Origin of the sequence: Romboutsia faecis (assembly GCF_014323405.1) — a bacterium.
Taxonomy (GTDB): domain Bacteria; phylum Bacillota; class Clostridia; order Peptostreptococcales; family Peptostreptococcaceae; genus Romboutsia_E; species Romboutsia_E faecis.
Genome location: NZ_JACRWE010000003.1, coordinates 286,273 through 300,025, shown reverse-complemented (window position 1 = coordinate 300,025; position 13,753 = coordinate 286,273). Strand labels below are relative to the sequence as shown.

Annotated in this window: 15 protein-coding genes and 1 other annotated feature; of the genes, 7 read left to right on the top strand and 8 right to left on the bottom strand. The window is 25.7% G+C overall.

What is annotated here, in order from left to right; genetic code table 11:
- Positions 1 to 95 precede the first annotated feature (95 nt).
- A complete protein-coding gene (locus tag H8923_RS07955) occupies positions 96 to 371 on the bottom strand; it encodes a hypothetical protein (RefSeq protein WP_153926231.1) in 276 nt (91 codons plus the stop codon).
- 225 nt (positions 372 to 596) lie between these two features.
- Between H8923_RS07955 and H8923_RS07950 the strand changes: the two genes are divergently transcribed.
- The 5 genes from H8923_RS07950 (at position 597) to lexA (ending at position 5,369) form a co-directional block, all read left to right on the top strand.
- Positions 597 to 1,253: a hypothetical protein gene (locus tag H8923_RS07950; protein ID WP_153926230.1), complete on the top strand. Its 657-nt coding sequence runs from the start codon at positions 597 to 599 to the stop codon at positions 1,251 to 1,253.
- A gap of 96 nt (positions 1,254 to 1,349) precedes the next feature.
- Entirely contained in the window at positions 1,350 to 1,610 is a 261-nt protein-coding gene (locus tag H8923_RS07945) for a stage V sporulation protein S (protein ID WP_147541042.1), read from the top strand.
- Positions 1,611 to 1,770: 160 nt separating this feature from the next.
- On the top strand, positions 1,771 to 1,962 hold the full coding sequence (locus H8923_RS07940) for a small, acid-soluble spore protein, H family (protein ID WP_153926229.1): 192 nt from the start codon (positions 1,771 to 1,773) through the stop codon (positions 1,960 to 1,962).
- A 1,439-nt stretch (positions 1,963 to 3,401) separates the two neighbouring features.
- Positions 3,402 to 4,577 carry a tyrosine-type recombinase/integrase gene (locus H8923_RS07935; protein ID WP_153926228.1) on the top strand — a complete coding sequence of 392 codons (1,176 nt, stop codon included), beginning with the start codon at positions 3,402 to 3,404 and terminating at the stop codon, positions 4,575 to 4,577.
- A 156-nt stretch (positions 4,578 to 4,733) separates the two neighbouring features.
- Positions 4,734 to 5,369: a transcriptional repressor LexA gene (lexA, locus tag H8923_RS07930; RefSeq protein ID WP_153926227.1), complete on the top strand. Its 636-nt coding sequence runs from the start codon at positions 4,734 to 4,736 to the stop codon at positions 5,367 to 5,369.
- Positions 5,370 to 5,415: 46 nt separating this feature from the next.
- Here the strand turns inward: lexA and deoD are convergent, their stop codons facing one another.
- Entirely contained in the window at positions 5,416 to 6,135 is a 720-nt protein-coding gene (gene deoD, locus H8923_RS07925; protein ID WP_153926226.1) for a purine-nucleoside phosphorylase, read from the bottom strand.
- A gap of 166 nt (positions 6,136 to 6,301) precedes the next feature.
- Between deoD and H8923_RS07920 the strand changes: the two genes are divergently transcribed.
- Positions 6,302 to 6,754, top strand: coding sequence for a DUF4829 domain-containing protein (locus H8923_RS07920; protein ID WP_153926225.1), 453 nt, complete (start codon positions 6,302 to 6,304; stop codon positions 6,752 to 6,754).
- A 259-nt stretch (positions 6,755 to 7,013) separates the two neighbouring features.
- Positions 7,014 to 7,688 (top strand): lysoplasmalogenase family protein, encoded by a 675-nt coding sequence (locus tag H8923_RS17820; protein WP_153926224.1) that lies wholly within the window; start codon positions 7,014 to 7,016, stop codon positions 7,686 to 7,688.
- A gap of 30 nt (positions 7,689 to 7,718) precedes the next feature.
- On the opposite strand, the gene H8923_RS07910 is transcribed toward H8923_RS17820, so the two are convergent.
- The 6 genes from H8923_RS07910 to trkA all read right to left on the bottom strand — a co-directional run bounded on the left by H8923_RS07910 (position 7,719) and on the right by trkA (position 13,672).
- Positions 7,719 to 8,249 carry a hypothetical protein gene (locus tag H8923_RS07910; RefSeq protein ID WP_153926223.1) on the bottom strand — a complete coding sequence of 177 codons (531 nt, stop codon included), beginning with the start codon at positions 8,247 to 8,249 and terminating at the stop codon, positions 7,719 to 7,721.
- Positions 8,250 to 8,318: 69 nt separating this feature from the next.
- The gene (locus tag H8923_RS07905; RefSeq protein WP_153926222.1) at positions 8,319 to 8,981 is read right to left on the bottom strand and encodes an amino acid ABC transporter ATP-binding protein; all 663 of its coding nucleotides are present in this window, start codon (positions 8,979 to 8,981) and stop codon (positions 8,319 to 8,321) included.
- Positions 8,982 to 8,999: 18 nt separating this feature from the next.
- Positions 9,000 to 9,611 carry an amino acid ABC transporter permease gene (locus tag H8923_RS07900; RefSeq protein ID WP_153926221.1) on the bottom strand — a complete coding sequence of 204 codons (612 nt, stop codon included), beginning with the start codon at positions 9,609 to 9,611 and terminating at the stop codon, positions 9,000 to 9,002.
- A gap of 26 nt (positions 9,612 to 9,637) precedes the next feature.
- On the bottom strand, positions 9,638 to 10,423 hold the full coding sequence (locus H8923_RS07895; protein WP_153926220.1) for an amino acid ABC transporter substrate-binding protein: 786 nt from the start codon (positions 10,421 to 10,423) through the stop codon (positions 9,638 to 9,640).
- Positions 10,424 to 10,555: 132 nt separating this feature from the next.
- Positions 10,556 to 10,809 (bottom strand) — a binding site (T-box leader).
- Positions 10,810 to 10,867: 58 nt separating this feature from the next.
- Positions 10,868 to 12,307, bottom strand: coding sequence for a TrkH family potassium uptake protein (locus H8923_RS07890; protein WP_153926219.1), 1,440 nt, complete (start codon positions 12,305 to 12,307; stop codon positions 10,868 to 10,870).
- Between the two features lie 12 nt (positions 12,308 to 12,319).
- Positions 12,320 to 13,672: a Trk system potassium transporter TrkA gene (gene trkA / locus H8923_RS07885; RefSeq protein WP_153926218.1), complete on the bottom strand. Its 1,353-nt coding sequence runs from the start codon at positions 13,670 to 13,672 to the stop codon at positions 12,320 to 12,322.
- Positions 13,673 to 13,753: the final 81 nt, after the last annotated feature.

The following is a 13,753-nucleotide window of genomic DNA, read 5'->3' as shown; positions in this document are numbered from 1 at the left end:
AAAACGAATTAAATATATTATAAGATGTATTTTATATCTATAAAAAAAGAGAGATGAGGAAATTAAACAAAATAACCTTATTTCTCTTTCTTTATTTAAAAAATATTACTTTTCCTTCTCGTACTATATACTCCAAATAACACTACCAAACAATATAATATATATAATATTATTTTAATTTCTTGCATTGTTATTGAAGTATTGTCCAATTCATTACTTTCAGGCAGTACTACTAAAATAGCAGATATTCCAATAAGTAGAGGATTTATAACGATTTGCTTATCTGTTCTTAAAATCATTATTTTTCCTATCCAAATAATTGTCAAAATAAAAAAACTAACTTTTAATATAAACTCTATTGTATCTAACATATATAAACTCCCTTTTGCAAGATGTTTCACTTCACTATATTCTAATATTATGTCCATAAAAAATGTAATAAAATAAGAATATATTTAAAGTATTTAAATTATAATACTTTTTACAAAAAATAGAAATAGGAAAATGTAAATAATCTAATCTTATAATATGATATATTTATCAATTATAAATCATATTATTTTATATATATTACTTACAAGAAGGGGGAGAATAAGATGGAATCGCGTTTTTTAGACTGGTATAGCCAAGCACTCGGGTCTGTTTTAGGTGTTTTAGCTTGTTTATTTGCATACGTAAATGGTTATATGTTTGTATTTGGAAATATAGGTAATAATTTTGATGCATTAAGTATAGGTGGAGTTATTTCTAGTTATCTACTGTTTCCTTTATGTTTAATTACTTTATTTTTTAGCATTGCAAAATCATTTATATTAGAAAAGCATATAAATAATTTAGCTATAGATAATTTAAATAAAATTATTTTATTAGCTACATCAATCATAGGTATAATAGGGATTGGGGTTTATTTTATAATACCAGCATTGCTAATATTATTTGATATCTATAGAGATTTCATAAAAGAAAGAAGGAATACTCAAAAATTAAATCTGGATAATGAAAATGAAGAGACAGAATATACATATTCTACTAAGGAATTTCCAGTAGATTCTCTTATAGAATGTACAGACTCTATAAACTTTATTGACCTAGAGGGAGATTATGAATTAGAAAAAGAAATTAAAACATTAGAAACTAAAAAGTTAATGGCAATAGAACTTCTTGAGAAGAAATCAGATTTACAATTTATAAAAGAACTTACAGGCTTTACAGATAAGGAAATACAAGAATTAAAGAACTCTATACAAAAATAAAATAAAGGGTTTTTCAGTTCAATATTGAAGTAATATGTTAAATAAGAATGGTTTAGTACTTTATATAATTAACCAATCAAAGAGGGGGATATTGAAATGGAAGTGTTAAAAGTTTCATCAAAATCTAATCCTAATTCTGTAGCAGGAGCTTTAGCAGGGGTACTAAGAGAGAAGGGAAGTGCAGAGATTCAAGCTATCGGAGCAGGTGCATTGAATCAAGCTATTAAATCAGTAGCCATTGCACGTGGTTTTGTAGCTCCAAGCGGTATGGACTTAGTTTGCATACCAGCTTTTACAGACATCGAAATAGACGGAGAACAAAAAACTGCTATAAAATTAATAATTGAACCTAGATAACTTTTACAAGTTTGATATTTTATATAAAAGAGGGATTAAAGATCCCTCTTATTTTTTATGCATTATAACATTATAACTAAATAATCATGTATATAAAATAAGTTTCTGGATAATATAAATAAGAATTAAAATTAACAATTAAAGCATTTAGGAGGATTATATGCAATTAAGACGTGCAATGGAAATAGTTAACGGAGAAAACAATAACATAAATAGCAAAATTTTTTATAAAGAAAATCAAGTAAGTCTTATAAGTGTAGACAATAATATCGGAACAGCTTATGTTGAATCTCTTGATGGTAATTATAAATATGAAGTAGACTTAGAACAACTAAATGAAATTACATATTAATAAAGATACTCTATTAAAGAAGCTTAAAATAAGCCTGTAATTAGCCTTATAAACCATTTTATTAACTTTTCAATAGTTTTGTATCATTATTTACAATAAAATGATTTAAGGGCTTTTTTTCTTTTAAACCTTAAAAGTCATTAATTTGTAGATGGTAATTTTGCTAGGAGAAGCTTATTTGAAGCTTTTTAGGTGAATATTTAGCAAGGGACCTCTATCATTTATAACTTTTTGAAGTGAAGGAGTAGGAGTAACATTTTAAGTAATTTATATTCTAATAGGTCGTTAATTATCAATATTATATTTTAGTCTATGTTAACTAAAGAAATTACGTATAATTGTAATCCTAGTATGTATAGTTATTTAAGTTTCAATTTAAAGATTAAATATACAATAAATTCATTATATTATCATAATTGGATTATAAATATTAGAAATACATTAAAATGATTAAATGTATAAAATATTATATATTTGTATAATTATTATATATTATTCTGTATGAATCCATATAATATATATTATATGGATTCATACAGAATAAAAATATTTATGCTTTATATCAATTATTATATGGAGATTGCTAGACAATATATAGGTTTAAGGAGAAGAGCTAAATTTGTAATATATAACTAATCTCTAAATGTATATTTAGGGAATAGTTAGTATGATAATGAATTCTAACTACACTTTTTGCTTATATTCTGATCATTTACACACTGATTCGTTAAATAAAAAAATTATTAACTTTACTCTTTTTGTTCCTATAAAATAAAACATTTATTTTTTATACCAGTTTAGTTTTTGTATCTAATTTTGTATCTAATTATGTATACAATATATTTATATTTTTCTACATTTTTTTTGCAATGATTTAAACATATCATCAGTTTAATAAACTTATTAAGCATTTCATGCACTTTCTATATTTAATTTAATTTGGTTAACTAATTTTTACTAATTATTAATTTATTTCTTTCATTACTCCTAACCCCTGTTATTATTTACTTAATACCATTGACCATATAAATACTCATTTAGCTTCATTTAACTTCTTTAACCAATTCACAATGAAATATTCATAAATTTACTTTATAGATCTTCAAGTATTAGGTTTTTCTTTTCATTAAATAATGCTTGAATTCAATTTAGCTAAATCTATATGAAATGATTCAGATTTTTTTAACACAAATAAAATGCTAGATTTATGATCTTTATTCTAAACAAGAACAAATGTTCTTATATGTGAAAATGATCACTTTTCGAATATTTATCAAAATAAAAGGTTTAATTAAGCTAAAAAATCTGTATAAAATCTAGTTTTATTTTAATTACCATCATTAACTTTCTACATTGAAAGAAAAAAAATAATGTGATATTTTATATTATTATATAAGTAATAATATAAAATTACTTTAAATTAACTAGGAGGATTTACTTTGAATAATGATAAGGTATTAAAAATTAACAATAAATCAAATAAACCCGATAATATCGTACTAAGAGATAATGATATTATGGAAAGATGTATTAAAATAGAAAATAAGCTACCTAAATTTATGAAAGACTACTTTATTTATCTAAAAGGCTCTGTAGCCGTTTCTACGCGTTATGCTTACCTTGAAGATATAAACTTCTTTTGTAATTATTTAGTAGAATCACAAGAGCTTACAAAAGCTGAAATTAGTAAAGATATTACGTTGAATGAATTTAACAACATTAAGGCAAGAGATGTTAATTTATTCCTTGGTGATTACTGTAGTAGATATTATAAGCACACAGAAAAGAATACGTTAATCTTTGAAAATAACAATAGGGCTTTAGCTAGAAAAAAATCATCTCTGTCTACTCTATTTAAATTTCTATATAGAAATGAGCAACTTGATAATAACATTACTGATGGTTTTAACCCTATTAAGCTTCCTAAGCCTCAACCAGACGCTATAAAAAGGCTTGATATTGATGAGGTTGCTAAAATGTTAGATGCTGTAGAAAGTGGTGAAGGTCTTACTGAAAAAGAAAAAGTCTATTGGAAAAAAACTAAGCTTCGTGATAAAGCTATTTTAGCTTTGTTTGTTACATATGGTCTAAGACTTAATGAACTAAGGGAACTTAACATATCTTCTTTTAATTTCTCTAGAGGTGAATTTAAGATCTTTAGAAAACGTGGTAAAGAAGTTCTTATGCCTATAAACCATACTTGTGAAATTGTTGTAAAAGATTATATCTTTAATGAAAGACCTGAAAGTGAAGTTCTACCAGATGAAGTCAAAGATGCTCTTTTCTTATCTCTTCAAAGAAAAAGACTTACTTCTAAAGCAATTAGAGAACTTGTAAAAAAATACACTTCTATTTCAATGGAAACTACACGAAATAATGGGTATAGCCCTCATAAATTAAGAGCCACTGCTGCTACATCTTTAATTCAAACTGGTTTTTCTATTTATGATGTACAAAACTTATTAGATCATGATAATGTAACAACTACACAACTATATGCTGCACATAAGAAAAATGTTAAACGTGATATTGTAAATAACTTTGAGTGGGTTGATAATGACGATAATCTCGAAGAAATAAAAGAAATTGATAAAGAAATTAATAATAATATCTAGATAAAGTCCTATTTACAACATATTTTATAAACCTAGAACAAATGTTTGTGAAATAAAGCTTATTATGTTAAAATATAAGTATAATTAATTAAATAGACTATCTTATGTTATTAAACTGCAATATAAATAAATTTAAATTAGAAATGAGTTGATTTTATGTATTTGGATTTAAGTGATAAACAAGTATTAGTTCTAGAGTTTATAAAAGAGCAACTAATGGCAAAAGGTTATCCACCTTCTGTTAGAGAAATATGTACTGCTGTAAATATAAAATCTACATCTACTGTTCATGGGTATTTAAATAAATTAGAAAAATTAGGATATATAAGAAGAGATCCTACTAAGCCAAGAGCTATAGAAGTACTAGATGGGAATAGTAATTCAAATGTATCTGGATTAAACCAAGAAATTATCAACTTACCTTTAGTTGGCCAAATTACAGCTGGTGAACCTATACTAGCTCAAGAAAACATTGAAGAGTACATACCACTACCTTCTAACCTAATAAAAGGTTCTGATAATTTCGTATTAAAGGTTAAAGGTGATAGTATGGTTAACGCTGGGATACTAAATAACGACTACATAATAGTAGATAAAAAGAACACAGCTTCTAACTCTCAAATTGTAATAGCTTTAATTAATGGTGAGACTTCTACTGTAAAAAGATTTTATAAAGAAAGTAATTTTGTAAGACTTCAACCTGAAAATGATTTTATGGAACCAATAGTTTTAGAAGCTAATTCTGTTGAGATAATTGGAGTTGTTACAGGTGTATTTAGAACTATAAGCTAATAAAAAAGATATGAGCATATTCATATCTTTTTTTATTTGTATCAAATTAAGCTAATTCTAAAGCTATTTCCATCATTTTAGTAAAAGCAACTTGTCTTTCATGTGAAGTAGTCTCTTCCCCTGTTAATGGGCAATCAGATATAGTAAGTATAGTTAATGCATTTACACCTGCTCTTGAAGCATTCATGTATAAAGCGGCTGCTTCCATTTCTACACAAAGTACACCCATCTTTTGCCATTGACGTAAAGGCTCTAATCCTTGATCATTGTAGAATACATCAGAAGATAATATATTACCTACTGTAACTTTAGTTCCTTGTTCATTTGCTACGTTTACAGCTTTTTGTAATAATTCATAACTTGCTACTGGAGCAAATGTCCCAGGTAAATTATATTGATCAGCATAGTTTGAGTTTGTACAAGCTCCCATACCTATAACCACATCATGTATTTTTAAATTTTCATTAATTGCACCTGCTGAACCTACCCTTATTAAGTTTTTAACTCCATAAAAATGTATTAATTCATAAGAATATATTCCTATTGATGGTATACCCATACCACTTCCTTGAACTGATATTCTTTTTCCTTTATAAGTTCCTGTATAACCAAACATCCCTCTTACTGTGTTATATTGGATAACATCTTCTAAAAAAGTCTCTGCTATAAATTTAGCTCTTAGAGGATCTCCTGGTAATAAAACTGTTTCTGCTATATCTCCAACTTTTGCATTATTATGCGGAGTTGGTACTGGTGATTTACTCATTATTTATGCCTCCTTGATTATGTAACTAATAAAATTATTAAATACAAATAATACCACTTTTGGAATATTATTTTATATTGCTTGATATAGTATACTATAAGATTTTAAATTAGTATATATTAAAAAAGGATAATATCAATTATAAGCCTTGTACGGAGGTGAAAAATTGCCTAAGAATTGTCAACGAATTTCTATTATGATACTTATCCCTATGTTAATCTTCACATTTATAGTCACCGTAAAATCAAATTCTTATACAAATAATCCAGAAGAAATTATATATGAATACTATAAATATAAAAATGATAAAGATATATGCTCTATATCAAAGCTTCTTTATAATAAACAAGGAATAACTAAGATTGAGAATTATCTATATTCACTTGATGAAATTAATATTCTAAGTGTTAAAGAAGAAAAGGACCCAGATATTATCAATCTATATTTAAACCTAAATACTTATATTGAAGATAAATCAGAAGTTATGGCTTATAAAGTTAGATATAGCGCTATTTATAATTCTGAAGAACATAAAGATGGTGAGCATGAGTCACTTATTTTCTTAGTGAAAGATAAAAATAGTCCAGAATGGCTTTTAGACCCTTATGATAATAATTAAAAACAAAGTAGCCATATTAGGCTACTTTGTTAATTAAGATAATATAATACTCTACCTATATTTACATATATGTGCTTTTATCTGTGTAAATACAACTAAGATAACTATATCTATAAATTATTATAGGGAAGTATTTCAAGTTTTTTATTATCTTAATAAATACTATGAAAATTATAATGAAAAGTTACATTTTTTTATAAAGAACATACGTTCTTTTGATATTTTTGTCACTTTATTATAAAAAGGAGTATTTTGCAAAATGATATTAATATTGATTTTATCAGTATTTTCCCTATTTTCTTTATTATATTTTACATATAATCCAATAAAAAACTATAGGGTATATTCAAAGACAATTACAAGTTTGTTATTCTTATGTTTTTGTCTATATTCACGTTTACATACTAAGGGGGACTTTAGTTATTTTATTTTAATATTAATAGGGATTATTTTCGCTGTATTTGGTGATATATTTTTATCTATTAAATCAAAATCACATAAGAAATCATCTATAATATTTTTATTGGGTTTAATTAGCTTCTCTATTACTCATATATTCTATACAAGTGCTTTTTCATATTTAAATCCAATACAATTAAAAGAATTAGTCTTAGCACTGTTATTTTCTCTTATTATAATGCTATATCTTAAAGCATATAAAAGGTTAGAATTTAATAAATTATTCATACCTTCTTTTATATATTGTACTTTAATAAGTATAATGTACTGTAAATCATTAGCTCTATTGATTGATTACAAAAACAATAAAGGTATAGTATTCCTAGTAATCGGTACTACTCTATTTATATTTTCTGACTTTGTATTATCATTTATTATTTTTGATAATAATCATAATAAAGTTTTACCAGCTATAAATCTAATAACTTACTATATAGGACAGTTCTTAATTGCTTCTACCGTTATGTTTTTATAAAAAAAGAATGGGCATTTTACCCATTCTTTTTTATCTAAAATCATGCAAATTATTATCTATTGTTAAATTCTTAAGTAAGCTAGGTAAAGGAAGCTTTTTACTTTCAATTCCTTTTCCAAACTCTTCAAAGCTTTTTATTACACCATTGCCATAAGTATTTATTATTCCATCTTCTAATTCACTTAAATGATTGTATATATATTCAATTACATCATCTTTGCTTTTTAATTCATTTATTTCAGAACCTCTCAATACATGCTTAAATATTTCAAAACCTTCTCCTCTAGATGTCCATATAAATATCCTAAATGTAATTAATGTTTTTTCTAAAAATAAACCTGAGCTTATTGAATTCATATGATTGATATCTTCATATAAATGCTGATTAAAATCTATAAATCCACTTGGTAATAAGTCATATGTCCTATTTTCATCAATTTCTATATTATTGTTTGCTGCATTTGTATGAAAATCTTCATATCCACTTGATTTATAAAGTACATTTGAAAAATTAGTATCTTGAATAAAGATTTTATCTTTTGTAATTAATTTATCTTGCATAACTACCTCGCTTATTCATATAAAATATATAATCTATTTTAACATAATATATGAATAATTAAAATAGAGTTAAGATACCTCTTCTACACATTCTACCACTCCTTTACTAATAGTTATTAACTTATCCGCAACTTCATTAGCAAACCCTATATCATGAGTTATAATTAAAATAGTTATTCCTTGTGATTTTAGTTTCTTCATTACATTAACTATGCTTTTTATAGTATCTTTATCTAAGGCCGAAGTAGGCTCATCAAAACATAGTACTTTAGGCATTAAAGCACATGCTCTAGCTATTGCAACTCTTTGTTGTTGCCCTCCAGATAGTTCATATGGATAGAAATCTTCTTTATCTTTTAGATCAACAATATCGAGTAGCTCTCGAGATCTTTCTAAAGCCTCTTTTTTAGTTTCTTTAAATACATTAACTGGAGCTTCTATAATATTTTCTATAACTGATAAATGTGGAAACAAATTAAAATTTTGAAACACCATTCCAATCTTACCTTTAAGAGTTAGTATATCTTTACTATTGTTATTTATTTTATCATCAATTATTATCTTTCCATTATCAAACTCCTCTAATCCATTAATACATCTGAGTAACGTTGTTTTACCTGCTCCTGATTTTCCAAGTAATACTCCAATTTCTCCTTTTTCTATCTTAAAAGAAATATCTTTTAAGACATGATTTTGTTTAAATGATTTATTTAAGTTTTTTATTTCTAACATTATTATCTCCTCTCTTTCTTATCTATAATATGAGTATTTTTTCTCTAATAATTTAAACCCTTGCGTTATAAAAATCACTAAAGCTAAATATATAAAACCGACCTCTAATAATGGTAATAAGCTCACTTCTCTTATAGATTGAATTTGAGCTAATCTTAAAATATCATTAAGCCCAAGAATATAAACTAATGAAGTATCCTTAATCAAGGTTATTACTTCATTTGACATAGGTGCTAATATTATTTTAGTAACTTGAGGCAGTATAATTCTTTTATACATAGTAACTTTATCAAAACCTAATACAACTGCAGCTTCTCGTTGACCTTTATCTATTGATTCTATACCACCTCTAAAAATTTCTGCAAAGTATGCTGCATAATTAAGTAAAAATGCAATTATGCATGATGTAAATCTGTCAAATACTATTCCTAATAATGGTAATCCATAAAATATCACAATAAGTTGTAAAAGTAACGGAGTACCCCTCATAACTAAAATATATAGTTGTGCTATAAGTTTTATTAATTTATATTTAGATTTCCTTAAAATGGCTACTATTAGCCCTAGTGGCAGTGACACTAACAAAGTTATTATGAATATTGATATAACAATTCCTAGTCCTTTAATCATTTTTTTCTCCCTTATAGTATTTATTATTATTTAAACCATTTGCTATATATCTCATCAAAAGTACCATCATTTTTCATTTCATTTAAAGTACTATTGATTTTATCTTTAAGTTCTGTATTTTCTTTTTTTGTTGCAACTATAAATACTTCTTTACCAAAATCTTCATCTAATATCTTGTATATATCATCTTTCTTTTGAGCTATATAATATCTAGCTAATACTTCATCTGCAACTAAAGCGTCTATTCTTCCTATTTCTAAATCTCTAAAAGCCTTATCAAATGTATCATATAAAACTGGTTCTTTATTTTTTAAGTCCTCTACAAATTCAGTATCTTTTAATACAGCTTCCATACCAGAAGAATCTGTCTGTGTACCTATTGATTTTCCTAGCAAATCTGATTTATATTTTATATTTGATTTTTTAAGAGTAACTATTATTTGTTTATTATCTAAATAAGAATCAGTATAAGCAACCTTTTCTTTTCTTTCTTCAGTTAATGTATATCCATTCCATATAACATCAATATTACCTGAGTTCAGCTCTGCTTCTTTCATTGACCAGTCAATAGATTGAAATTTTATATTCATATTCATTCTTTTAGATGCTTCTGTAGCTAAGTCCACATCAAATCCTACTGTATTACCTTTTTCATCTAAGTATCCCATAGGTACAAAGGTGTTATCGTATCCTATAATTAATTCGTTTTTATTACTAGTATCATTGTTTATATTAGAACATCCTAATAATCCAACAACAGTTAATAAAGATATTGCTATTATAGTTAATTTTTTTAATTTATTTATTTTCATATTTTTATCTCCTTTTTATTTTTTAGAATATTTCGAATTTTTAATTTGCATAAGTTCCATAATTTAACTTAAAATATAAACTTGGGCCCTAAATTTATATTAAAATTAAAAAACTCCCGTCTATAGCTATAGCTATAGGACGGGAGTTAACTCACGTGGTTCCACCTATTTTTATTAATGTCTCACAACATTAACCTTATCAAGTACTGTAAACTTATTACTAATACTCTAGCACGATAACGGGTGCAAGGAATCCGGTACAGCCTACTATAGTTTCGGTGCACTGCTCAAAGATGTGTTCAATATAAACTCTATATTTCCTCTCACCAACCGGAAACTCTCTGCAATAGATATTTAAATCTACTATTTCTTATCATCGCATTATTTTTAATTTATTATGATTAAATGTTATATTATTATTCTTATGATGTCAACAACTTTTTGTTACTTTTTTAATCTAAAGAAACCTAAAAGAAATATTATAGGGAATAATTCTAATCTACCAGCAAGCATATCAAAAATTAAGGTTAACTTGGAGAGGTCTGATAAGGAGGAAAAATTACCAACGGGTCCTACTACTCCTAATCCTGGTCCTACATTACTCAAACAAGTTACTACTGATGTAAATATACTGATTAAATTTAATGAATCAAAAGATAAAATAATAACTGAAAAAATTAAAATCATTAAATAAATAAAGAAGTATGCTTGTATTGAATCAACAATTTTTCTATCAATATACTCATTATCTACCTTTATAGAATAAACAGATCTTGGTGAGAAGATTTGCTTAGTATTTTTTAAGGCGGCTTTAAATAATACTAATATCCTATAAACCTTAATTCCTCCTCCTGTAGAGCCTGCACAAGCTCCAATTAGCATCAATATCACAAGAAGGATTTTAGATAAATTAGGCCATAAAGAATAATCAGAACTTATAAATCCAGTCGTAGTTATTATTGAACTTACTTGGAAAAATGCATCTCTAAATGCTCGGCCTATATCCATGTATGAAGGAAGTATATTTAGTGTTATTATAATTACAAAAAAAGTTATTATACCCAAGTAACATTTGAGTTCTTCGCTTTTTAAAGCTTCTTTTATACTTCCTAAATAAATCAGATAAAACAAATTAAAGTTTATACCAAATATAATCATAAAAAATCCTATAACATACTCAAAATACTTATTATTATAAGCTGCTATACTAGCATTAGTTATAGAAAATCCACCTGTTCCGGCTGTGCCAAATGTTATAACCACGCTATCAAATAATGGCATTTTACCTAATAGTAAAAAACCTACCTGGAATAAACTTAAAGCTATGTATATAAAACATAAAATTCTAGCATTCATATTTACCTTAGATACAAATTTGACCATTACAGGTCCAGGAACTTCAGCTCTCATTAAGTAAATATTTTGTCCCTTTGATCTAGGTAAGAATGCTAGTAAGAAAACTAATATTCCTATTCCACCAATCCAGTGTGTAAAACTTCTCCAAAATAACATCCCATAACTTAAAGCTTCTACATCTTTTAGTACAGTTGAACCCGTAGTCGTAAATCCCGATACGGTTTCAAAAAGTGCATCAATAAACCTAGGTATTTCTCCACTCAAATAAAACGGTAATGCTCCAAGAACTGATATAATTACCCATGATAATGAAACAATTAAAAATCCTTCTTTAGCATAAATTTTATTTCCCTTGCCAGGTATTAATGATAAGAATAATCCAATACCTAAAGATATTAAAATAGATTTAATAAAGTAAATCTGAGTATTTTCGTTATAATATATAGATATAACTAAAGGTAAAATAAGTAGTGCAGACTCAAGTAATATAATTTTACCTGTCGTTTTTAACACTACCTTTAAGTTCATAATCTATCCCCCCTAACATAAAATGTCATCTAAATGTTTTAAAAACCTATTCTTAGTCGCTATTATTGGATTATCATTAATTTTTATATAATCATTACCACTTGGAACTATTAAATTTCCATTTCTAAGAATTGCAATAATTGTTACATCTGATTTTATTTTTAGTCTATTTATAGGAACTCCTAAGACTTTATCTCTTTTAGAAGCTTTAAACTCTAAAAAATTAACTTTCTCATCTAATATATCATCACTTGGATATTCATTTAAATTAAGGCTATTCTCCTGATTAATATATTGTTCAACTTCATTTGATATTACATCTATAGGTGAAATAAAGGTATTTAAACTACTAAATTCTAATAAATTTATTATTGATGTGTTATTTACTTTAGTTATTACTTTTTCTACATTACAATGAGATGCAAATAAAGATATTATTGTATTTTCTTCATCACTGTCAGTCATAGATATAAAAGCATCAGTACTATTAATACCTTCTTCTATTAATACATCTTGAATTGTACCATCTTTATTTATTATTTTTGCTTTAGAAACTAGTTGAGCTAATCTTTTGCAAACATATAAATCTTTTTCTATTATTTTTACTTTTATACCTATACTACTTAGCTGATTTGCCAAGTACACACTTGTATTACTTCCACCAACTATTATTATAGATTTCATACTATTTTCTATTATTCCTATATTATTAAAAAAGCTATTTAACTCATCATTTCTTCCAACAACACAAATTGTATCTTTTTCATTTAATATATCTTCTTTACTAGGGATAAAAACATTATTCTCTCTAAATAGTGCATAGACAAGTATATTGGATTTATATTTCTTATTAATGTCTGAAATACGATTATTAATTAATTTGTTACCTTTTTTTAGCACTAACTCACTAATAGTAAGAGATTCTTTTCCTAAAGGCTTAATCTTTAACCAGTTAGGATATCTTAACATTTTTAAAATTTCATCTGCAACTAATTTATCTGTATTTATAACCAAATCTAAATTAAAATTATTTTTCATAAATTCTATTTGTGGTGAATAATCTATATTATTCACTTTGGCAATTACTTTCTTGGCTCCAATTTGTTTTGCTATCATACATGAAATTAAATTGGTTTCATCTGATGACGTAACAGCAATTGTTAAGCTAGATTCATCTACTCCTGCTTTTATTTGTGTTTCATATACAGCTCCATTACCCCATATAGCTTTTACATCATAATTATCTACTATTTTATTAACCTTTGAGTAATTACTATCTATCATAACTATATCATGTCCTTTTTTTGATAGTATGTCTGCTAAAGACTTACCAATATTACCATTCCCTATTATAACTATATTCATATTTTACCTCCACCATAATAAGCTCCATCAAAATGAACAAAGTATTATTGCTATATACATTAAAGTAAATAGTTATTTTAT

What these genes read in the sequence shown, in the direction of transcription:
- H8923_RS07945 (WP_147541042.1), top strand. Translation starts at nt 1,350, where the DNA reads ATGGAAGTGTTAAAAGTTTCATCAAAATCTAATCCTAATTCTGTAGCA.
- H8923_RS07940 (WP_153926229.1), top strand. Translation starts at nt 1,771, where the DNA reads ATGCAATTAAGACGTGCAATGGAAATAGTTAACGGAGAAAACAATAAC.
- H8923_RS07900 (WP_153926221.1), bottom strand. Translation starts at nt 9,611, where the DNA reads ATGATTAAAGGACTAGGAATTGTTATATCAATATTCATAATAACTTTG.
- H8923_RS17820 (WP_153926224.1), top strand. Translation starts at nt 7,014, where the DNA reads ATGATATTAATATTGATTTTATCAGTATTTTCCCTATTTTCTTTATTA.
- H8923_RS07890 (WP_153926219.1), bottom strand. Translation starts at nt 12,307, where the DNA reads ATGAACTTAAAGGTAGTGTTAAAAACGACAGGTAAAATTATATTACTT.
- H8923_RS07895 (WP_153926220.1), bottom strand. Translation starts at nt 10,423, where the DNA reads ATGAAAATAAATAAATTAAAAAAATTAACTATAATAGCAATATCTTTA.
- trkA (WP_153926218.1), bottom strand. Translation starts at nt 13,672, where the DNA reads ATGAATATAGTTATAATAGGGAATGGTAATATTGGTAAGTCTTTAGCA.
- deoD (WP_153926226.1), bottom strand. Translation starts at nt 6,135, where the DNA reads ATGAGTAAATCACCAGTACCAACTCCGCATAATAATGCAAAAGTTGGA.
- H8923_RS07950 (WP_153926230.1), top strand. Translation starts at nt 597, where the DNA reads ATGGAATCGCGTTTTTTAGACTGGTATAGCCAAGCACTCGGGTCTGTT.
- lexA (WP_153926227.1), top strand. Translation starts at nt 4,734, where the DNA reads ATGTATTTGGATTTAAGTGATAAACAAGTATTAGTTCTAGAGTTTATA.
- H8923_RS07955 (WP_153926231.1), bottom strand. Translation starts at nt 371, where the DNA reads ATGTTAGATACAATAGAGTTTATATTAAAAGTTAGTTTTTTTATTTTG.
- H8923_RS07910 (WP_153926223.1), bottom strand. Translation starts at nt 8,249, where the DNA reads ATGCAAGATAAATTAATTACAAAAGATAAAATCTTTATTCAAGATACT.
- H8923_RS07905 (WP_153926222.1), bottom strand. Translation starts at nt 8,981, where the DNA reads ATGTTAGAAATAAAAAACTTAAATAAATCATTTAAACAAAATCATGTC.